Source organism: Clostridium sp. DL-VIII, assembly GCF_000230835.1.
Taxonomy (GTDB): domain Bacteria; phylum Bacillota; class Clostridia; order Clostridiales; family Clostridiaceae; genus Clostridium.
Window position 1 is genome coordinate 6,155,690 of sequence record NZ_CM001240.1, and the last position, 20,723, is coordinate 6,176,412.

Consider the following 20,723-nt stretch of genomic DNA (forward strand, 5'->3'; position numbering starts at 1 on the left):
CAATTTGCAGTTGTGGAGGAAAAGCCTATGGATTTTCAAGAATTTATTTTTAAAAATCTCTATAGGGATTTTATCCTTAACAGTTAATTATAAGCTGCTGACTGCAAACTGAATTAAATTCCTGTAGCTAGCTTCGCTCTAATCTTTGTTGAACAGTATTCTACAATAAGAACTAATACAGCTAACCCTATAAGTATAGCTCCAACCTCTTTCCATCTATAAGCATTCATTGCAAATATAAGCGGTGCTCCAATTCCACCTGCTCCAACAAGGCCTAAAATAGTTGCATCTTTTAAATTTATTTCAAATCTATATATTGCTGTAGATACAAAATTGGTAGAAAGCTGCGGAAGTATTCCATACCTTACTTTTTGAGCAAGATTACATCCTGCGACATCCAATGACTCTATAATATTTCTATCTAGATCCTCTATCGCCTCAATATAAAGCTTTGTCATCATGCCAATAGAAACAATTCCAATAGTTAAAACACCTGCAAAAGCTCCAGGCCCTGTAACTCTAATAAACATTAGTCCATAAACAAAAGCTGGAATTGTCCTTATAGCTGCAACTATTATTGTACCTAGTGTACTTATCCATTTAGGTACTATATTAGCTGAGCACATAAATGCAAAAGGAACTGATATTATTGAACCTATTATAGTTCCAAGTACAGCTATTGCTACTGTTTGAAGCAAAAGATACAATACTCCATTTGTTCCAAAATTAAATAAAAGTTCTTTGCTAGGTGAAATTAAGCCAATTAAAATATTTTTTGCTATAGAAACTCCTGTATACTTAATTCCATGATATTCAAGAGAATTAGCTGACCAAATTATCAATGCCAATACAACAAGAGTTGATATTAATTTTACAATCCAAAGTTTTGGCTCTTTTGCTAATTGATTTTTAACTTCAAATTTCATTATCTTAATTTCCCCCTTATGTATTTTGATAAATATTCAATTATCACTACTGTAATAAATAACATAAATAATATCATGCCAACTTTATCATACTCTCTCCAGCCTATTTTTTCATTTAAAATAAGACCTATCCCGCCTGCTCCAACATATCCAAGTATAGCTGCATAACGTACATTAACTTCAAAGCAATATAAACAATTTGACAAATATGTAGGTAAAATTTGTGGAATTATAGCTGACAAAAATGCTTTGAACTTTGTTGCTCCTAATGCCTCCAAGGCTTCAAATGGGCCCATATCTACAGTTTCTATTTTTTCATATATCATTTTAGCTACTATGCCCATAGTAAATATCGCTATAGCAATTGTTCCTGCAAATGGTCCTAAATCAAATACAAAAGTAGCGATTAATGCAATTATTAATGTTGGTAACGTTCTTATTAAGCTTAATATAAATCTTATAAATAATAACAACGGCTTACTGTGATTTACATTAACTGAAGCTAAAATTGCAAATGGAATAGCTATAACAGATCCAATAATCGAACCAATCATAGACATTTGTATTGTTTCTTTAAGAGGATTAATTACCTCTTGTGCATATTTCCAATTAGGTGGAATCATTTCAGCTAAAATTGCGGTGAATTGATTCCCATTTCTTATAATTTTCTCAAAACTAAAATCCGTAATATTTGCTGACGCAATAATCACAGTTATAAGACCAGTCAGTATAAACGGTAGTTTAGGTATTGGAGGTTGAATTTCTTTGCCATTATTTAAAATTATCTTTTTAGGAATAATTAAATTTTTTATATTCTTCATATTAACTTTCTATCACCTCTCCAGAAATTAAGTCACGTCCATATATTTTTGTTAATGTTTCTTTATCAACCTCACTAACTGGACCATCATAAACTATTTCTCCAGCTTTTATTCCAATTACTCTATCTGCATAATCCAATGCTAAATCTACATGATGAATGTTTATTATAATGGATATATTCATCTCTTTATTAATTCTTCTAAAATCATTCATAACTTCTTTTGCCGTAACTGGATCTAATGCAGCGACTGGTTCATCTGCTAAAATTATTTCTGGATTTTGAGCAAGAGTTCTTGCAAGTGCAACTCTTTGCTGTTGTCCTCCCGATAATTGATCTGCTCTAATATATGCCTTATCTAAAATTCCAACCTTGTCTAAAGCTTCTAACGCTGCTATCTTATCTTCTTTCGAGAATAATCCTAGAATACATTTCCACGTTGGAAGTTCTGGAACTCTAGAAGCTAATACATTTTTTATGACACTTATTCTACTGATAAGATTAAAAGATTGAAAGATCATTCCAATTTTTCTTCTAAAAACTCTCAATTCTTTACCTTTTAATTTCCTAACCTCTTGTCCATTCACAGTGAGTCTTCCATTGCTTATATCATGCATTTTATTTATAGTTCGCAATAGAGTAGATTTTCCTGCACCTGATAATCCAATTATCGCTACAAACTCTCCTTGATTAATTTCTAGCGAAACATTTTTTAATCCTTTAACTCCATTAGGATACACTTTATCTACATTTTCAAACTTAATCAAAATAATACCTCCATATTAAAGTCAAATATGTCAAATTTAATATTTATCGAATTGTTATAAATTATTAACTTAATTATTATGAAAAGGCTGCCTTAAAATGAACTTTTTGATACATTATAATTCAAAAAATAAAATTGCATCACCTTCATTTTGAGACAGTCCTTTACCCTTATGCTAAAATCCTGTAAATTCTAGTTAACTATTACTTATAAAATTATAAAGTTAACTCTAAAACACATATGATTTAATTCATAACTAAATTAATTAATACTATTTATTATTCATTTCTTTTATTAAATCTTGAGCTTTCTTTTCAGCCTCATAATTCTTAGGATCTGCTACTTCGTAGCCTTTATGGCTATATATTGATATAACCTTTTGCCCTTCTGGTGTCTTTGCAATGTCTATAAATGCAGTTTGAAGAGCTTTTTTAAAGTTATCATCTATAAAGCCAGCATTACTTGACTTTGAAACTGAAATTGTATCATTGTATATATTATCTGTTACACCAATAATATTAGTTTCTTTCCAAATTGTATCTTTACGTGCATAATCTTTTTCCCATTTATCTGCATAATCTATTCTTGCATCAGCATACTCGCAAATCACATCTAATTGCTCAGAAGCTAATCTTGTCATAGCATCTCCATAAGAATTGTTTTGTACAACATTTGGCAGGTCTGTTATTTTAAGTCCAAAGTTATCCTTTAACCATAAACTTGGATATATATATCCAGCTGAAGATGATGCTCCCATTACACCCCATTTTGCAGACTTCATATCATCTGCTGTTAATTTTTGTCCAGAATTTATTTTAGCTGCTAATTCTTTACCTTTAGCAGAAGGCCCTGCAACTATTAACGCCTTGTAATATGTTACTTGCTTATCAACATTTGTTGTTGGTGCCTTATTCCAGTCTGCTGGCTCCTTTGAATCAATGCTTAGTCCATTTCTTGTAGCTGTTAAGATTGGATCTGCTCCATCAGCATATAGCACATATGTACCACCTGGAATGAATCCAACATGTGCAGTTCCTGCTGTTAATGCCTCTCCAACTGCCTCATAAGTTGTTCCCACTTCAATTTTAATATCTTTAAAATCATACCCTTGATTCTTTAATTCAGTTTTAAGTAAATCCTTTAATGGTTCAGTTGCCGTAATAATCTCTTGTGGCTCTCTTGATGGTACAAAATAAACAACTAGTTCATCCGGTATTTTTTTACTGTTACCGCTTCCACACCCTACAAATAAGCCCACCACCATTATAAACATTGCTAATAGTGAAATAACTTTTTTCATTATTAAATCCTCCTTTAAATAAATACTTTCCTCATAAGTCTAAAGTTGTACAACTACAGATCAAGCAAAAATTGCTTTTGTAAAAATATTGTAACAATACAATCACAAGTGTTTACTGTAACAAATTTACTATTATTCCATATAGTTAACTTGTAACATATTGTTTATTATATGATTTTTAAATATATAAAGGTATATATTTAATATACTTTTAATATTAAAATCTATTTTTTAACATACTTTGAATTCTTTATTTAAAAGCTTTAAAATTCTTTTTTCTAAAAAAGATGATTGTAGCTGAACGCTTCAATCATCTTATAAATCAATATATACGTTAAAGTTATTTTTCCCCACTCATATTCACGGATTTACCTTAATAATAAACTTCTTAAATATGCTTTTATTATTTCAACATATATAAAATAATTCTCTATACTTACTAAACCTTTGTGTACGCTATACCAGAAACCATATACATTTTGTGAAACAAGGCATTTGAAATTAAGCTATTTAAAATCTAAATCAATTCTATATTGTAAGTTTTTTATACTTTGAAACATATTCTATACCAGAAAGGTCAGGTGCTCTTTTATGCAGTGTTACATTAGAGAATTGATTGTAGGTATTTCTTCATCAGAAGTTGTTCTATTTTTGCTTGTCACAAAAGTGAGAATCGAAATTTTATATTTCGTTCTTCGAACTTTCTCTGTGAGCGCTTGCCTTGGGAACATGCAGAAATAGTGCAACTTTTGATGTTAGAAATCCACAATTAATTCTCTTAAGTAACCGAAATAACAGAGTACCTGACCTTTCGGTGAATCATCATCTAAGTGTAAATTTAAAATCGAACCTTTTTATTTTGAATACTTAATTAAAGATAATCTGTGAAGTGCTCTCGTACATATAATGTATTTAACTAAAGATTGAACTTCCTCTTCTTCTATAAATATTACCCCGTCAAATTCCAATCCTTTTGCTAAATAAGCTGGTATAAGTACCTTTCCTCCTTTATAAATGATATCCTCATTATCAAGGTTTTGTAACTGTACCTTTTCTTTAATTAGACCCGCAAATTTATTTAATTCTTTTTTACCTTTGAAGATTACTGCTATATTTTCATAACCCTCTTCTTCGTAGTCTTCTATTATAGAAACAATAGTATTTACAAACTCTTCATCATTTGAAACTTCTTCTTCAATAACAGGCTCGCCTCTTCTAACTAGGGGCACAATTTTATCTTCATCTAGGAATTTATTTGAATACTCCATTATTTCCTGAGTTGATCTATAACTCTTATTCAAATCATAGTTTTTAACTTCAACATTAGAATCTTTAAAAACATCATCTAAATGAAGCATTGCCACATCTTCGTCAGTTTTTATTAACCTTTGATTAGAGTCTCCAACTATTGTATAGCTAATACAGCCTGTTATTTCTTTAATTATTTCAAATTGTATAAAGCTGTAATCCTGTGCCTCATCAATTACAATATGTTTTATTTCATCCTTTACCTTCAATCCTTTTAATTTAACCATTAAATATAAAATTCCTGCTAAATCCATGTATCCTAATTCGTCTTGATTTTCTTCTGATGCATAACTAGCTGTAGCTTCTAAGCCCTTACCTTTTCTTCCTGCATTTATGACTTTCTTATAGATATCCATAATTGTTTCATGGTTAATCCAAGAATCTAATTCATCACGAGACTTCATAACTTCTCTTATAATTTCTCTTATTTTAATTTTCTTTAAATATTCTAAGTGATTTTTTTCAGTCTTTAATTCCTCTTCAGACAAACTATTTATCTTTTCTTTAAACTCCGCATTAAGCTTATAGAATTCTTCATCTCTTTTATCCTTAATTTTTGATGTAAGTATCCTCTTTATCTTTTCACTTCTTCTAAATAAAGGCATATCCTTATAATATACATCAAATAATTCAATTATTTCTTTAACCGAAACAATTTCTATCCCTTTGAAATTAACCGCTTTTATTTTAAAATACTCTTTATTTAAGACTTCTATACCTGAATTCAATAAGTTTACAAACTCTTTAGAACTTTTGTATTTATATTCTTCTAAAGCTGCTTGATTTCCATTCATAGCATCTTCAATATAACTTCCAAAGCTCTTTATATCTTCATGTTTTAATCCAAGCTCCTTTAACGCAAAATTCTCAAAAGTAGTCTGCTTTATATTACTCTCACCAAGTGTTGGCAGTACTTGAGCTATATAATCCATGAAAATATCATTAGGTCCAAAAATCAATACCTTATCGCCAAACTGCTTTCTAAAATTGTAAAGTAAATAAGAGATTCTATGAAGCGCAATAGTTGTCTTTCCTGATCCTGCAACACCATTTACAACAATTACTTTATTTCTATCTTCTCTTATTATCTCATCCTGCTCCTTTTGAATAGTCATAACTATATCCTTAAGTTTCTCAGAGGAATTTTCAGTTAAAACCATTTGTAGTATTTCATCTTTAACATCTATAGCTGAATCAAATATACCCTTTAGTTCACCTTTCTTAATTATAAGCTGCTTTCTTGATAATATATCTACATCTATTTCTCCTGATGGTGGATTATAGCTTGAACTTCCAAGATTCCCCTTATAAAATAGTGCTGCAATAGGTGCTCTCCAATCAACTATTAATGGTTCGAAGCTCTTCTCTAGAGTCAAGCCATATCTGCCTACATAAATTTCTTCTGGTATATCCTCATCTTCTTTAAAAATAACTTTTCCAAAGTAAGGCACTTCTTTAAGCTTAGTAAACTCCATAAGCCTTTTATCAATTGTCTTATAAGCTTCTTCTTTAACATAGTTTTCATGGTCAAAGTAATCTATAATTTGATCTTCATCATCCTTATATTCTTCAACATATTTTTTTCTAGCTTCGAGGATGTAATTTGTAACACTTTTCCTCTTTTCTAAATAATTTAATATTTCCTTATTTAATATATCTAAAATTTCATTTAGTTTATCTTCTTCTCTTAAAAAATCTACTTCTTTATTCATCATTAACACCCCGCCTTTAATTCAGTTTACAGTTCACAATTTGCAGTTAAAATTACAGTTCATGCCCTTTAGGGTACCCTGTGGGGAATTTACAGTTAAGTTTGTATTTTATAGTTACATGCTCACTGTTAAAATTCGCAAGTGATTATTAATATAACTTTCTTAATTTTGCAATTCTAGTTTAAAAGTTATAATTTTTCTATGCAAATTTATAATTAGAAATTACATTATACCTTTTTAAATGTTAATTGTACATTTTAATTTGTTAATTGATAAGTCTAAAATGCACAATGTGTGGTTGAAAACTAGGTTTAGTTTTACCTCCATTGTGCATTAAATTTTAATTTAAATATTTTTAAAATTCATCTGTTTTATTATTATCTGCTTCATCAGCTTCTTTTGTAACTGAATTTTTAGCTTCCTCATTATCACCTATGCTTATATTTTCTAACATAGTTTGTTCTTCTTTCATTTCCAAAGCTTCTTCAGTTTTTCCTTCATTCTTTTTAGCATTATCATCAATAATAACATCTAAAGAATGTTTTTTAGCTCTTCTTTCTTCTAATTCCTTGACTCTCTTTTCGTGCTCGAACTTTTCCTTTTCTCGTTCTGTCTTCATTTCCGGATACTTTTCATATATTAAATCAAAGAATTCTTCTCCAAATATTGTTTCTTTTTCTAAAAGTACCTCTGAAATTTTATCTAATAAATCTCTATTATCTCTAAGAGTTTGTCTGGCATTTTTATGCGCCTCTCTTATTATTCTAAGTGTTTCTTCATCTAAAACAGTTGAAGTCTCTTCACTACAATTTCTAACTGCCCTGCCATCTAAATATCTATTTTGCACTGATTCCAAAGCCATCATATCAAATCTATCAGACATACCATAGATTGAAACCATACTTCTTGCCTGGGCTGTAGCTCTTTCTATATCATTTGAAGCTCCAGTAGAAACAAGATCAAATACTTCTTCTTCAGCAGATCTACCACCTAGCATTACGGTTATCTGATTAATTAACTCTTCCTTAGAAGTTAAGTACTTTTCTTCTTCCGGCAATTGCATAGTATAACCTAATGCACCCATAGTTCTAGGTACTATTGTTATTTTATGTACTGGATCTGCTCCCTTAAGCATTGCTGCGACAAGTGCATGCCCTACTTCATGGAAAGCTACCACTTCTCTTTCCTTTGGTGACAAAATTCTATCCTTCTTTTCTTTACCTGCTATTATAACTTCAACTGCTTCTCTTAAGTCTTCTTGAAGAACAGTTTTTCTTCTCCTTCTTACGGCTCTTAAAGCACCTTCATTAATAATATTTGCAAGGTCAGCTCCTACAGCACCTGGAGTACTTTTCGCAATTTCTTTCAAGTCAACATCACTACCTAAAATTACATCTTTAGCATGAACTTGAAGTATTGCTTCTCTTCCTTTAAAATCTGGTCTGTCTACAATAACTCTTCTGTCAAATCTACCTGGCCTTAATAGCGCTTTATCAAGTATTTCAGGTCTATTTGTAGCTCCTAATAGAACAACACCTTTAGATGAATCAAATCCATCCATTTCAGAAAGTAATTGATTTAAAGTCTGCTCTCTTTCATCATTACTCTGCATTTGATTATCTCTGCTTTTACCAATTGCATCAATTTCATCTATAAATATAATACATGGTGCTTTTGCCACTGCATCTTTAAATAATTCTCTAACTCTTGAAGCTCCAACTCCAACAAACATTTCAACAAAGCTTGAACCTGAAAGCGAGAAAAATGGTACTCTAGCTTCCCCTGCTACAGCCTTAGCAATAAGAGTCTTACCTGTTCCCGGAGGTCCTACAAGTAAAACACCTTTAGGCAATTTTGCTCCTATTTCAGTATACTTAGCCGGCGCATTTAAGAAATCTATTACTTCTTTTAATGATTCTTTTGCTTCTTCCTGACCCGCCACATCATCAAATGTTACTTTTATTTCACTTTCCATGTATACCTTGGCGTTATTCTTACCGATGCCCATGACACCGCCTCCGCCGCCTCCCATTTTAGAGAATAGGAATCTCCACATGAAGAATATAAGTACCATTGGTAATATCCAAGAAAGAGCAATATTCATAATAGGACTTTCTTTAGGGTTTTTACCTGTAAAATCAATTCCTGCTGTATTTAACTTATCTATTAATGCCTGATCACCTACGTTTGCTGTGTATAAAGTTTTTCCCTTATACTCTGTATTATCTTCACTTGGTGTTATTATTAAATTATCATTAGTTATGGTAACTTTTGAAATTTCTTTATTATCCAGCATCTTTAAGAATTCATTATAAGTAATTTCTTTATTTGTAGCCTCATCTCTTGCATAGTTAAATGCCATTAAAAATGCAAAAGCTATTAAAAAATAAGTAATCGCTATAGTAAACGAATTTTTATTATTCTTCTTTTTACTGTTTTTATTATTATCTTGCATCTAATCACCTTTCCTTACGTTAATTTCTTTTAAAATTCTAGCAATATTTATCGATCAGATCACTCTTTCCACATATCTTTCATAATTTCATCCATTTCTTTTTTTCGGTTTAATGTGAAATTTTTATCTATTTCAAAATATTCATCCTTATTTATTAAAATATCTCCTTCTTCAAAATTCCCTCTAATACTATTAACAGATATTTTATACATGTCTCCATTTTCCTTTTCAACAATTGCAAATTTATCTTCTATTCTATCTATTATATACCTTTCATTCATTTAACATCCTCTTTTCATAAATATAAATTAATTCAAGATTAATTAAACCATTTTTTAATGCAAATTTCCAAAGTCTTGAAAAGGATAAAATTTAATTCTAGCTTTTCCCTGTATATCTGATGCATCTATATATGGGTTAATCCACTTTCTAGCATCATATGAGTTTATTCTATTATCACCTAAAAAGAAAAATTTACCTTTAGGTACATCATAGACACCTTTAAAATTTTCATTATTCTTCACATATTCTTCCTTAATATCTTCACCATTTACATTAACAATACCATTATGTATAACAATATGATCGCCTGGAAGCCCTATTGCTCTCTTTATAAGTGTTTCACCAAGTTCATCTGAGTAAAAAACAATTATATCTCCACGATTGATTTTGCTGGTATCATATATTCTAGTTACCATTAATTTATCACCAACATTTAAAGTGGGAACCATGGATTCACTTGGTATATAAACATTATATACTAAAAACTTATTTATTAAGATCGCTATTCCTATAGCTGCCATAATTGGAATTATCCATTCTCTAAAGAATCCACCTTTTGATAAAAAAGCTCCTATAAAACCTTTTTTAGATGCTGTTTCCTCTTTTTTCTGACTATCTATTTCTCCTGCACTTCCGGTGGTTTCTAATCTGTTTGAATCTACATCTTTTGATTCCATAATATCATCATTTTCTCTCATTAACATTCTCCCTTAAAATTGCTTTGTTTAATCTATATTTTAACTATGTTATTTAAATATTTCAAAGTTTTTTATTGGATAATATCTCATTACAGCCTTTGCCTCTATATATGATGCATCAACATAAGGATTTTTCCAATGCCTTGAGTCATCAGAATTAGCTCTATTATCACCTAAAAAGAAATATTTGCTTTCAGGAACCTCATAAACGCCACTGATATATTCATTGTTTTTTACATAATTCTCTTCAAGCTTTTCTCCATTTCTAAAGACAACACCATTTTTAATTTCTATCCTGTCCCCAGGAAGCCCTATTAATCTCTTTATTAAAATATCTCCTGGAAATTCATCATTTTTAAATAATACAATATCTCCCTCTTTTAAGTTCTGAGGATTATATACTCTTTCAACAATTAATCTATCCTTAATTTGCAGTGTAGGTATCATAGATCCACTTGTAATCCAAACACCATATCCTACGAACCTCCAAATTAGAACTGCTATAGATGCGATAATTGCTATATCTATTATCCATTCTCTTATTATTGACTTTTTTTTAGCTTTCTTATCACTTAATGTTTCATTTTCTTTGTTTTCTGCCACAACATTTCCTCCAAATATAATTGACAATTGACAATTGACAATTGTGGATGATATTCCTTCTGAATATCCTTAATGTTGTTTAGAAAATCCTTTAGGATTTTCATCCTTCATTGCTAATTTGGCATTGTTAATTGTCAATTGAGATATATAGTTCTAGTATACCATATTTTACTCTTAAAAATATTTACAAGTTGTTAATTTTCAAACAATTTGTTCATATTATATTATTGCACGAATTATTTATCAAAAAACATATTTTTTATCATTTGTTTTTTGTAAATTATTAAAATAACAAAGGGGATGTCGCACTAAAGATTTTAATCCGTGATGCGACAGCCCCTTTCAGATCTTGTAGCCTTTTTAGTGTTAACTGAGGCAATCATGATAATAAAACAAATGAAAAACTAGTCGTGCAGTTAGTATTAGATGCTATTCTAATAATCAAGTTGTTTGGAAATATTTATTATTACAGTAGTTATATGTTTAATGTTTTTTCTCTAAATATCCACAATAAGTTTCCATTTACTCCAATATTTATAAGTTTTACTTAGATATGTGTTTACATTGTTCTTAAATAATGTAAAATAAAATAAGATTAAGCTTAATTTTTACATAATTTAATATATTATGTAAGCAGTACTGTGCATAAACTTTTAATATTTTTTGAAGTTATAAGAGGAGAAAAATGAAAAGAAAAATAGCAATTATATTAGGAATGGCTTTAATTTCATCAAGTGTTACAGCATTTGCATCATCATATGGTTCATATAACACCACTGTTGGAAAGATTGCTGGATATGGATATTCTGGGTATCTACAACAAATTACAACTGGAGCATCGCCTTCAGTTGATTCAACATACGTTGGAGGAGATTATTTAGTATCTGTAAGAGCTCAAGATGACAATGGAAATACTGGAAGTTGGACTTCAGATCTAGGAGATGATACGTGTTGCTATCTTAGTGTTTCAAATAAGTTTTTAAAAGATGACAATGTAAGATTACAATTTAAGAATAACCTAAGTACGACTGTAAATGTACAAGTTAGTGGAACTTGGGCTACTCACTAGTATTATTGAATAACTTTAAATTATAATTGTACAATCCTATTAGTAAGTTTTGCTTTAGGCTTGTATTAATTTGGGAGGTATATTAATGAAAAAGAATTTAATTAAATTAGAATGGTACAAAATTAAATATCCCTACAGCATTAGCTTATTCATAAGTATAATATATAGTTGCTTAATTATTCTCCCATTTACTTCTGGGTATGATTATAACCATAATATTGAAATTTGGCAAAAATCAAATCAAATTACTGATTTAATATTTCCATTAATAGTTGTTTTACCAACGTGCTGGTTAATGTATTATGAAAGAAAAAATAATTTTTTGATATACACGATAACAAGAGTTTCACCGAAAAAATATATATTGTATAAGTTACTAGTGGTTTCTTTAGTAAGCGCATTAATAATTTTTATTGTTTCATTTGTCGGGCTAATTTTTTGCTCAATTTTTACGAGTAATATAGAATTGACTGGGATTGAATTACAGGGTTATGATCGTTCACTTAACCAATTCGGTGGATATTATCTAGCTAATAATCCCTATTTATATGGATTGGTTTTAAGCTTGTGGAGAGCTTTTATAGGAGCTGGTATTGGAATATTAGGCTTCGTATTTTCATTGTATATTAATAACATTTTTATAGTTTTGACTGCTCCATTTGTGTATGTTTTTATATCGCATTACATACTGTCCATTTTAGGAGTTCCATATTACAGCATTATTACCTCATTTGATCCAAGTACATTAGCTGTGAAAGCAATCTCTATAGAGCGACTTTTGGTTGGACCAGTTTTATTACTTTTAGTTATTTTTTGCACCTTAATGTATTTTTCGAAAATAAAAAAAGCTAAGATATACGAAATATGATTTTGTTTAATTAGCTATGAAAGGTTACGTACATTTATGATATTAAATATAATAAATAAAAATATTGATGTTTTTTTATCAAAACAAATCGCAATACTTATTAGTGTGTTTTCTATGTTTAGTTTTAAATTTCTCCTAGAAGCTAAAGCCAATCATTTTACTTATTGGGACTTTATAGCTAATACTGTGACAGATCATTATTATATTTTATATTTTTTAATGACTTTTTACATTTTTTCCGTATTTAAAATTATGGAAGATACAAATAGTCTAACATTAATCAGAACAAAGAAATATAGAAGGTATTTGTTTGCACAGGCAGCTTCAGTGTTTAGCATATCAGCTATTTTAATGTTTATTCACATTTTTATTGTAGGAATAATAGGGGTCGCCCTTAATAAAAAGAATACATTTTCTGTAGAAGCGTGCAATTATAATGATGTTATAGCTGCTTACTATAAATACTTTAAAACACCAGTATTAGCAATAGGCTTACATATAATTTATATGATATTAGGGTTAACTTTTGTTGGTATCTTGATATTAGGTGCAAATAGATTATTAGAGAAAAATTTAACTATAATAGTAATAGTGACAATGTATATGCTAGCATTATTGGGGTTTAACGCAGGCATTGATAAAGCAATTCCTTTTTTATTCTTAGATGAATATGTAATTTTACACCATGCATTGGATGCATTGGGTAGTAAATTTTATATTATGATATTAAGTGAGTTTGCTTTTGCAAGTTTAATTTTATATGTAATCGGAAAGTTTGGTAAAATAGATGGTTAGGTTTATGGAAAAATTAATGAAAAAAACTGGATTTATTAGATGGTATTTGAGAATGTTATTTCATAAAAATAATATTCTTATAATTGTAGTATTCAATATAATATTTGTGATGAATATTATATTGAATACTGATGTGTTAACTTTTAATGATCTAATTAGATTACAATTTTATGGACATGGAATAAATTATTTTAAATTGGTAGATTTTATTGGTCTCATAATATATAATGGCATACCGATATATCTTTTATCTCACTTTCTAGAAAAGGAAAGAAATGATAGAAGTATTTTTTTAAATATTCGTTTAAAAAATAAAAAACAATGGTTTAGCTCAGTTATATGGTGTGGCATTCTATTTATTTTTACATACATACTTATTTCATTATGTATTAGTTTTGTTATAGGAATGTTATACGGATTACTTTTTAAAAATGATTTAAATGCTATTAATATAAAAAATTTATACTTATTAATATTAATAACAAAAAGTCTAGAATTAATTTTTTATTTTTTAGTTGTTATTACATGTTATTTATATACTAAGAACTCAGTAGCTGGATTTCTATTGATTCAATTTGGTTATTTATCTTATTTTTTTAGAGCGGATATATCAAAGTATACTCCAATTGGAATGGGATCATTGGCAAGAATCAGTGAATTTGTTGGCGACCAGGGAGTATCATGTTTAGTTGTAGTCAATATATTGTTAACAATAAATATATTAATATATCTATATTTACAGAATGGAGTATATAAAAAAAATTTCTATTAGAGGTGAATGCAATGGATGAGATTATAAAAATCAACAATGTTTCTAAAGGTTTTAATGGAGTATCTATTTTGAATAATATTAATTTAAATATAAAAAAAGGTACAACTATTGGGTTTATTGGTGCGAATGGTAGCGGTAAGTCTGTAATTTTCAAATTAATTTGTGGGCTTCTACAACCAGATTGTGGTGAAATCTATATTAGAGGAGATCAATTAGGTAAAAAGTTTGATTTCCCAGATAATATAGGTATTGTAATTAATAAGCCCGGATATATCAATGTATATACTGGTTTTCAAAATCTCAAATTTTTGGCGGGGATAAAAAATAAAATTGATGACAATAAAATAAAAAGGACTATGGAGTTAGTAGGCTTAGATATAAATAATAAAACGAAAGTCAAACATTATTCATTAGGAATGAAACAAAAACTTGGAATAGCTCAAGCTATCATGGAAGATCAAGATATAATTATACTAGATGAACCATTTAATGCATTGGATTTTAAAACTAGTAAGGATATAAGAGAATTGATAAAGTCATTAAAGAATAAAGGGAATACAATTTTACTAACAAGTCATAATCATAATGATATTGAAGAGTTGTGTGATGAAATTTACATAATTATTGATAAAGAAGTAAAAAAATTAACTGATGAGATTAGAAGCCTTTACTTTAAATAGGCTTTGTAAAAAAATTCTGTGTAAAATGAATAGGTGGGCTGTCGCACTAAAGTGAATCCGCTAATGCGATATCCCCACCTATTAATTTTTTAAAACTTATACTCTTTTTTCTAATAAAATTTACTATTCAACATCGTTTTTTAGTAAATCTTCATAAGATTCTCTTCTGCAGATAATTCTTGCCGAATTGTCTTTAACCATAACAACTGCTGGTCTTGGTATTTTATTATAATTACTTGACATAGAATAACCATAAGCTCCTGTAGTCATAATAGCCAAAATATCGCCGCTTTCAACTGGTGGAAGCTTAACATTTTCTAATAATATATCTCCTGATTCACAGCATTTCCCCGATATAGTTACAGTTTCATCTGCAGCATCTTGAATTCTATTTGCAACAATGCACTCATACTCAGCATTATAAAGAGCCGGTCTTATATTATCAGTCATGCCCCCATCTACTGAAACATATTTTCTAACACTTGGAATTTCCTTAATTGAACCTACAGTGTATAAAGTAAGACCTGCATTCGCTACAATACTTCTCCCCGGTTCTATTGTAAGAATTGGTCTTTCTTGTCCAGTTCTTGCACAAACTTCTTCAACTTTGTTAATTATTACGCTGCAATATTCTTCCGTAGTCTTTGGTTTATCTTCTTTTGTATAATATACACCGAAGCCTCCGCCAAAATCTACTTCTTTTATTAAATATCCAAGGTTTTCCTTAGTCTTTCTTACAAGTTCTAACATTATTTCTACAGCATCTTCATATGGTTCTAATTCAAAAATTTGTGAACCAATATGGCAATGTATACCTGCAAGATTTATGTGCTCTAAACTTATTGCTTTTTTTATTGCATCTTCTATAACAGTTCCAACTGGTGCAAAACCGAATTTAGAATCGATTTGTCCTGTCTTTATATAATCATGAGTATGGGCCTCAATTCCCGGTGTTATTCTAAGGTAAATATTCTGTACTTTATTACATTCCTTAGCTGCATCATTTAGCGCTTCCATTTCATAATAATTATCAACAACGAAATTTCCTACACCTAATTTGACACCAAGCTCAATTTCATCTAAAGTCTTATTATTCCCATGAAACATTACTCTTTCAAGTGGAAATCCAGCCTTATATGCAGTATATAATTCTCCCCCTGAAACCACATCTAAACTCATATTTTCTTCCTTTAACAATTTACACATTTGAACTGTTAAAAATGCTTTGCCGGCAAAGGCCACTCTATTGTTATTTTCTTCACATTTAAAATACTTTCTATAATCGTTACAGTATTCTCTTATTAAAGCTTCATCAAATACATATAGTGGACTTCCATACTCTTTCACTAAATCTTTAGCAAAAACGCCTCCAATTGCTAGCTGATTATCTTGTACCTTCATTGTTCCAAATAATTTCATTTGATTGCCCCCCCAAAATTTAAATATTACTTATTTTGATTTCATCTCTATGTTGAAAAGAAATATACATTGATTAAGGTATTATCAAAAAAATAAAAAGTGGATCCATCTATATATTAGAACTAGTTATTTCTTCCATATACCTAACATAATGATAACTAATGTAAAAATACAGACCTTAATTGATATTATTCCATTAACAGAACCAATCAACTTAATTAACTTTATTTTGATTTAGGCATATGAAATAAATAACAGGTCAAAGATGCAATGTATATTTTGCGTCAGGCAAGGAAGTATGGTTACCTCATAGCGGGCCTATTAGGTAACCATGCTGACGAAGCATGACACGAAATAGACTAGCATACTGACTTGTTATTTTTTGAATATGCCTTGCTCTTATTAAAAAACAAACGTCACAGAATATGTCTGTGACGAGTGGTAGATTATATTATTGCTGCGTGCAATATTTTTCATTAATTATCAATTTATTATACGAATAGATTTCAATAAATTTTTTGAATTTACTTTTATAAAATCTTCATCATTTCTGCTTAAATTGTTAATCGCCAAACTTTATTATTGTTGGCTGAAAAAAGCACCTTGTAGCTCAACACTTTTCGTGACAGTTACTCACATATTTTATGAGCACCCAGAAATAAATCTCTGCAATAATTTATTTCTTCGGCCATAATACCTTTCAGTATAAATCACAGTCTGCAAACTCCTTATACTTACTCTTTATTACGGCGCCTCTACCCCAGGTCATATTATTATATTAATTTCATTTAAAATTCTTAATCTATATTACTATAGCTTTTTTATCATAGTACCATAATATTAAACTATAACAAATATGATACCATAAATTCTTTTTAAAGCAACTATTTTTTATTCTTTAGAAAATTATATTAAAATAAAATCTGCTAATAACTTTTATAATAGGCCATCTTACTAAAGTTAAATAGTATAAAAAGAATTATTTTCACCTGCCAAATTTAACTTTATTCGTTTCTATATTCATCCATAAGATCGCCCATAATGCTTGCTGAAGTTGGTGGTGTATAAGTGATAGCATTAGCTCCAGCTTGAATTGTTTCGCTTATTGATTCATCCGTAGGTCCGCCAGTAGCTATTATAGGGAACTCCGGAAACCTGTTTCTAATATTTCTAACAATACTTGCTGTCTTTCTTCCTCCTGAGACATTTAATATAGTTGCACCAGCTTCAATGCGTTTAGCAATATCTTCATCTTCTGAAATCACAGTTACTATAACTGGTATATCTATAGTTGCTCTAATTTTACTAACAATTTCGTTACTTGTAGGAGCATTTACTACTACTCCCATTGCTCCTTTAAATTCAGCATCCATAGCCAAATTTACAACTCTCTTTCCTTGGGTTATTCCACCACCAACGCCGCAAAATACTGGAACATCTGCTGCCATTACAAGGGCTTGTGTTATTAGTGGCTGAGGTGTAAATGGATATACTGCAATAATTGCATCTGCATTAGTATTTCTTATTAATGCAACATCAGTACTAAAAAGCAATGATTTTATCCTTTTCCCAAAAATCTTAATCCCTCCGCAATTTCTTATAACTGAAGGAACTTCTATCACATGATTTCTGAGAGTACCTTTTATCTGTGGAACAAATTTAGTTTCTTTATTATTTGCCATAATTTCTCCTCTCCCCGTGAATTATATATCAAACTTCTATAAATACATTTCACTATATAATAATTTTTTTCAATTATGCATACTTTTATGTTTTAAAATTAAATTTATTAGAATTAACAATCTAAATATATCTTTTTATCACCACCTTTAAATTAATATCCACTTTTTTATCCACATTATCCACAGTTTTTTTCCACAAATGTGTGGATATTGTTTATAACTATAATATTATAAATTTTTTTAAAGTAAATTTGCTAGAAAAACTCTTCTACAAATTAATATCAAAATATTCAAATATCATCATTTTTCATTAAAAACTTAAATTATAGCAATATAAACTTTACTTCTAAATTTATAGCTTGACCTAGGTTATCCACAGTTCCTACATAATTATCAACACTATGAACAACCCTTGTACATTACTAGCTTTGCTTAACTTTTTCACTATATAAATTTACAATTTATCCACAATATTATTCACAATTTATACTATCTATATCCAAAATTCAGTTTTATTGTAGATATTTTAAATCTACCTGTACATTAATAGAATATTATAGGAGAACTTAATAATTTCTTAATTCTTTGTTAAATTCCAAATATAATACCTTAATTAAATATTAAACTCCCTGTTGATGTATTGTAGTATGTTTATTCCTATCATATACTTTTAATCAGGAACTTAGTTATTTAAATAAAAATAGCAATTCATCAATCGTACCATTAAAAATTTACTAGAGGACGAAAACGATAGAACGTTATTTTCATATTTTCACTAAAATAAAGGAGGTCTACTTTAGTGACACAAAACGAATTTTTTAATATTCTAATGGACGGTCTAAAGGACATACCCGAAAAAAATTTACAGGATGTTATTTCTTTCTATGATAATATTTTCACCCTTGGATTAGCTGCTGGAAAAACAGAAAATGAAATAATAAATGAATTAGGTGACCCTAATTTAATAATTCATAAATATAGAAATGAAGATTTAACTCTTACTACTCCAAATTATACTACAGATAATATCAATATAAAAGAATCCAACGTCGATGATCCGACTTTTGCAAAAAATAAAAATATAGATGCTCATAATAAATCTAATGATTTCAAAACCAATACTATCTTCACTACCGATTACACAAAGGAGGAAACTAAAAATAATAGTAAATCAAATGATTATAATAGCAGTTTTAATTATAATCAAAATTCAGGTACTTTCGCAAATAATTTTTCAAATAAAAATTATAGTACTAAAACATCGCGTTTTAATGTAAATACTATACTAAAAATATGCATTGCCATTTTGGCTCTAATAATTCTTTTTCCAGTCATAACTGGATTCATTGGCTGTATTATTGGACTTTTTGGCGCAGCTATAGGCATTTTTGCTGCAAGCATAGGAGTGTTAATCGGTGGAACCTTTACGAGCATTGTTGGACTTCCTAATTTACCGGCATTTATTACAAACTTTCCATACCCCGTAGTCGTATTATTTTCCCTAGGATCAATTTCATTATCGATATTATTTATACTTCTATTTTATTACCTCTGCAAGTTTTTTGTAAAGATACTAATCAAAATTTATCATTCACTTAAAAGCAAGGGAGATGCATTATGATGGAGAAGGCGTTAATTCCTTTCAAAATAAAAATATTTATGCTTGTATTATTACTACTATCTATAGCACTTTACGCTTCTGGCTGCATTGTTTTAGTTCAAAGTGGATATAAGCTTTCTGATTATGCAGATGAACTTAATATAAAGCCTAAAGATTTTAAATATAATTTTGATCTTAATAAATTTAACTTTGACTTCAATGCTTCTTCTACTTCAAAAGATTACACTATTAATGATAACATTAATGAAATTGATTTTAATTTAAATTCTCAAGATGTTAAAGTTATTAATTATGATGGTGATGCTTTAAATGTTCAAATAAAGAGTCATAATACTACCTCTAATGAATTATCTGAAACTGAAAGCGGTAATAAATTAATTCTTGATGCTAGATATTATACACCAAATGATTCCACTATCTTAGTGAATGTTCCTAAAAAGTTTCAAGATAGAGGGACATTAAAAATTGTTACAAGCAGCGGTGATGTAAATATCTCTAATTTATCTTTGAATACCTTAAATGTTTCTTCTGCCAGTGGCAGCATAAAAGCTTCCGACTTAGATTTAACTTATTTAAATTTTAATACTTCTAGTGGAGATATATATTTCAATAATACAAAGACATCGTCAGAAACTAAATTAAATTCTTCTTCTGGTGATATTAATGGAAGTGGTAATCTTGGAATAATAACTGGCAGCACCTCCTCTGGAGATATTAATTTACAATTTATAAATTCTTTAAACAATATGTCTTTAAGTACTCATTCCGGTTCCGTTATCTTATCCATGCCTAAGGGCTTTGGATATAAAATAAATTATGAAACAGTTTCAGGAGATTTAAGTTCACCAAATAACAGGCTAACTTCTGGAGATGAAAGTTCTCTTATAAATATTAACACAGTAAGCGGAGATCTTAATATCAAATAGAAATATAGATATGCAACTTTA

Annotated in this window: 18 protein-coding genes and 1 riboswitch; of the genes, 7 read left to right on the forward strand and 11 right to left on the reverse strand. The window is 29.1% G+C overall.

The features are described from left to right. Positions 1–113 precede the first annotated feature (113 nt). The 9 genes from phnE (CDLVIII_RS27795) to lepB (CDLVIII_RS27835) form a co-directional block, all read right to left on the reverse strand. Entirely contained in the window at positions 114–926 is an 813-nt protein-coding gene (gene phnE / locus CDLVIII_RS27795) for a phosphonate ABC transporter, permease protein PhnE (protein WP_009172814.1), read from the reverse strand. After that, a complete protein-coding gene (gene phnE / locus CDLVIII_RS27800; RefSeq protein WP_009172815.1) occupies positions 926–1,747 on the reverse strand; it encodes a phosphonate ABC transporter, permease protein PhnE in 822 nt (273 codons plus the stop codon). Before phnE (CDLVIII_RS27800) ends, phnE (CDLVIII_RS27795) begins: the two co-directional genes overlap by 1 nt. Position 1,748: 1 nt before the next feature. Next, positions 1,749–2,519, reverse strand: coding sequence for a phosphonate ABC transporter ATP-binding protein (phnC, locus tag CDLVIII_RS27805; RefSeq protein ID WP_201767398.1), 771 nt, complete (start codon positions 2,517–2,519; stop codon positions 1,749–1,751). A 264-nt stretch (positions 2,520–2,783) separates the two neighbouring features. After that, on the reverse strand, positions 2,784–3,812 hold the full coding sequence (locus CDLVIII_RS27810; RefSeq protein ID WP_009172817.1) for a PhnD/SsuA/transferrin family substrate-binding protein: 1,029 nt from the start codon (positions 3,810–3,812) through the stop codon (positions 2,784–2,786). An 854-nt stretch (positions 3,813–4,666) separates the two neighbouring features. Then, on the reverse strand, positions 4,667–6,832 hold the full coding sequence (gene helD, locus CDLVIII_RS27815; protein WP_009172818.1) for an RNA polymerase recycling motor HelD: 2,166 nt from the start codon (positions 6,830–6,832) through the stop codon (positions 4,667–4,669). 355 nt (positions 6,833–7,187) lie between these two features. After that, positions 7,188–9,287 carry an ATP-dependent zinc metalloprotease FtsH gene (gene ftsH / locus CDLVIII_RS27820; RefSeq protein ID WP_009172819.1) on the reverse strand — a complete coding sequence of 700 codons (2,100 nt, stop codon included), beginning with the start codon at positions 9,285–9,287 and terminating at the stop codon, positions 7,188–7,190. 59 nt (positions 9,288–9,346) lie between these two features. After that, positions 9,347–9,568, reverse strand: a complete 222-nt coding sequence (locus CDLVIII_RS27825) for a DUF3006 domain-containing protein (RefSeq protein ID WP_009172820.1) — start codon at positions 9,566–9,568, stop codon at positions 9,347–9,349. 54 nt (positions 9,569–9,622) lie between these two features. Next, positions 9,623–10,090: a signal peptidase I gene (gene lepB, locus CDLVIII_RS27830; protein ID WP_242836041.1), complete on the reverse strand. Its 468-nt coding sequence runs from the start codon at positions 10,088–10,090 to the stop codon at positions 9,623–9,625. 225 nt (positions 10,091–10,315) lie between these two features. Next, positions 10,316–10,870, reverse strand: a complete 555-nt coding sequence (lepB, locus tag CDLVIII_RS27835) for a signal peptidase I (RefSeq protein ID WP_009172822.1) — start codon at positions 10,868–10,870, stop codon at positions 10,316–10,318. Positions 10,871–11,555: 685 nt separating this feature from the next. Here lepB (CDLVIII_RS27835) and CDLVIII_RS27840 point away from each other — a divergent pair. The 5 genes from CDLVIII_RS27840 to CDLVIII_RS27860 all read left to right on the forward strand — a co-directional run bounded on the left by CDLVIII_RS27840 (position 11,556) and on the right by CDLVIII_RS27860 (position 15,054). Further along, complete coding sequence (locus tag CDLVIII_RS27840) at positions 11,556–11,939, forward strand: hypothetical protein (protein ID WP_009172823.1); 384 nt, start codon at positions 11,556–11,558, stop codon at positions 11,937–11,939. Between the two features lie 85 nt (positions 11,940–12,024). Further along, positions 12,025–12,807 carry an ABC transporter permease gene (locus CDLVIII_RS27845; RefSeq protein WP_009172824.1) on the forward strand — a complete coding sequence of 261 codons (783 nt, stop codon included), beginning with the start codon at positions 12,025–12,027 and terminating at the stop codon, positions 12,805–12,807. A 252-nt stretch (positions 12,808–13,059) separates the two neighbouring features. Further along, complete coding sequence (locus CDLVIII_RS27850; RefSeq protein ID WP_186005532.1) at positions 13,060–13,602, forward strand: hypothetical protein; 543 nt, start codon at positions 13,060–13,062, stop codon at positions 13,600–13,602. Positions 13,603–13,606: 4 nt separating this feature from the next. Then, on the forward strand, positions 13,607–14,374 hold the full coding sequence (locus tag CDLVIII_RS27855; RefSeq protein WP_035301960.1) for a hypothetical protein: 768 nt from the start codon (positions 13,607–13,609) through the stop codon (positions 14,372–14,374). An 11-nt stretch (positions 14,375–14,385) separates the two neighbouring features. Next, positions 14,386–15,054, forward strand: a complete 669-nt coding sequence (locus CDLVIII_RS27860; RefSeq protein WP_009172827.1) for an ABC transporter ATP-binding protein — start codon at positions 14,386–14,388, stop codon at positions 15,052–15,054. A gap of 123 nt (positions 15,055–15,177) precedes the next feature. Here CDLVIII_RS27860 and lysA read toward each other — a convergent pair whose 3' ends face one another. Continuing rightward, on the reverse strand, positions 15,178–16,473 hold the full coding sequence (lysA, locus tag CDLVIII_RS27865; RefSeq protein ID WP_009172828.1) for a diaminopimelate decarboxylase: 1,296 nt from the start codon (positions 16,471–16,473) through the stop codon (positions 15,178–15,180). 598 nt (positions 16,474–17,071) lie between these two features. Further along, a riboswitch (Lysine riboswitch) is annotated at positions 17,072–17,239 on the reverse strand. A gap of 238 nt (positions 17,240–17,477) precedes the next feature. Beyond that, entirely contained in the window at positions 17,478–18,155 is a 678-nt protein-coding gene (locus CDLVIII_RS27870) for a hydrolase (protein ID WP_009172829.1), read from the reverse strand. A 799-nt stretch (positions 18,156–18,954) separates the two neighbouring features. Between CDLVIII_RS27870 and CDLVIII_RS27875 the strand changes: the two genes are divergently transcribed. Together CDLVIII_RS27875 and CDLVIII_RS27880 are read left to right on the forward strand one after the other, a co-directional pair. Next, positions 18,955–19,776 (forward strand): DUF1700 domain-containing protein, encoded by an 822-nt coding sequence (locus CDLVIII_RS27875; protein WP_009172830.1) that lies wholly within the window; start codon positions 18,955–18,957, stop codon positions 19,774–19,776. Continuing rightward, the gene (locus CDLVIII_RS27880; RefSeq protein WP_009172831.1) at positions 19,773–20,702 is read left to right on the forward strand and encodes a DUF4097 family beta strand repeat-containing protein; all 930 of its coding nucleotides are present in this window, start codon (positions 19,773–19,775) and stop codon (positions 20,700–20,702) included. The genes CDLVIII_RS27875 and CDLVIII_RS27880 overlap by 4 nt, the downstream gene beginning before the upstream one ends. Positions 20,703–20,723 lie beyond the last annotated feature (21 nt).

Excerpts from the sequence above, each read along its gene's own strand:
- phnE (WP_009172814.1), bottom strand. The coding sequence starts at position 926 with ATGAAATTTGAAGTTAAAAATCAATTAGCAAAAGAGCCAAAACTTTGG.
- phnE (WP_009172815.1), bottom strand. The coding sequence starts at position 1,747 with ATGAAGAATATAAAAAATTTAATTATTCCTAAAAAGATAATTTTAAAT.
- CDLVIII_RS27810 (WP_009172817.1), bottom strand. The coding sequence starts at position 3,812 with ATGAAAAAAGTTATTTCACTATTAGCAATGTTTATAATGGTGGTGGGC.
- helD (WP_009172818.1), bottom strand. The coding sequence starts at position 6,832 with ATGAATAAAGAAGTAGATTTTTTAAGAGAAGAAGATAAACTAAATGAA.
- ftsH (WP_009172819.1), bottom strand. The coding sequence starts at position 9,287 with ATGCAAGATAATAATAAAAACAGTAAAAAGAAGAATAATAAAAATTCG.
- CDLVIII_RS27825 (WP_009172820.1), bottom strand. The coding sequence starts at position 9,568 with ATGAATGAAAGGTATATAATAGATAGAATAGAAGATAAATTTGCAATT.
- lepB (WP_242836041.1), bottom strand. The coding sequence starts at position 10,090 with ATGGCAGCTATAGGAATAGCGATCTTAATAAATAAGTTTTTAGTATAT.
- CDLVIII_RS27840 (WP_009172823.1), top strand. The coding sequence starts at position 11,556 with ATGAAAAGAAAAATAGCAATTATATTAGGAATGGCTTTAATTTCATCA.
- CDLVIII_RS27845 (WP_009172824.1), top strand. The coding sequence starts at position 12,025 with ATGAAAAAGAATTTAATTAAATTAGAATGGTACAAAATTAAATATCCC.
- CDLVIII_RS27850 (WP_186005532.1), top strand. The coding sequence starts at position 13,060 with ATGGAAGATACAAATAGTCTAACATTAATCAGAACAAAGAAATATAGA.
- CDLVIII_RS27855 (WP_035301960.1), top strand. The coding sequence starts at position 13,607 with ATGGAAAAATTAATGAAAAAAACTGGATTTATTAGATGGTATTTGAGA.
- CDLVIII_RS27860 (WP_009172827.1), top strand. The coding sequence starts at position 14,386 with ATGGATGAGATTATAAAAATCAACAATGTTTCTAAAGGTTTTAATGGA.
- lysA (WP_009172828.1), bottom strand. The coding sequence starts at position 16,473 with ATGAAATTATTTGGAACAATGAAGGTACAAGATAATCAGCTAGCAATT.
- CDLVIII_RS27870 (WP_009172829.1), bottom strand. The coding sequence starts at position 18,155 with ATGGCAAATAATAAAGAAACTAAATTTGTTCCACAGATAAAAGGTACT.
- CDLVIII_RS27880 (WP_009172831.1), top strand. The coding sequence starts at position 19,773 with ATGATGGAGAAGGCGTTAATTCCTTTCAAAATAAAAATATTTATGCTT.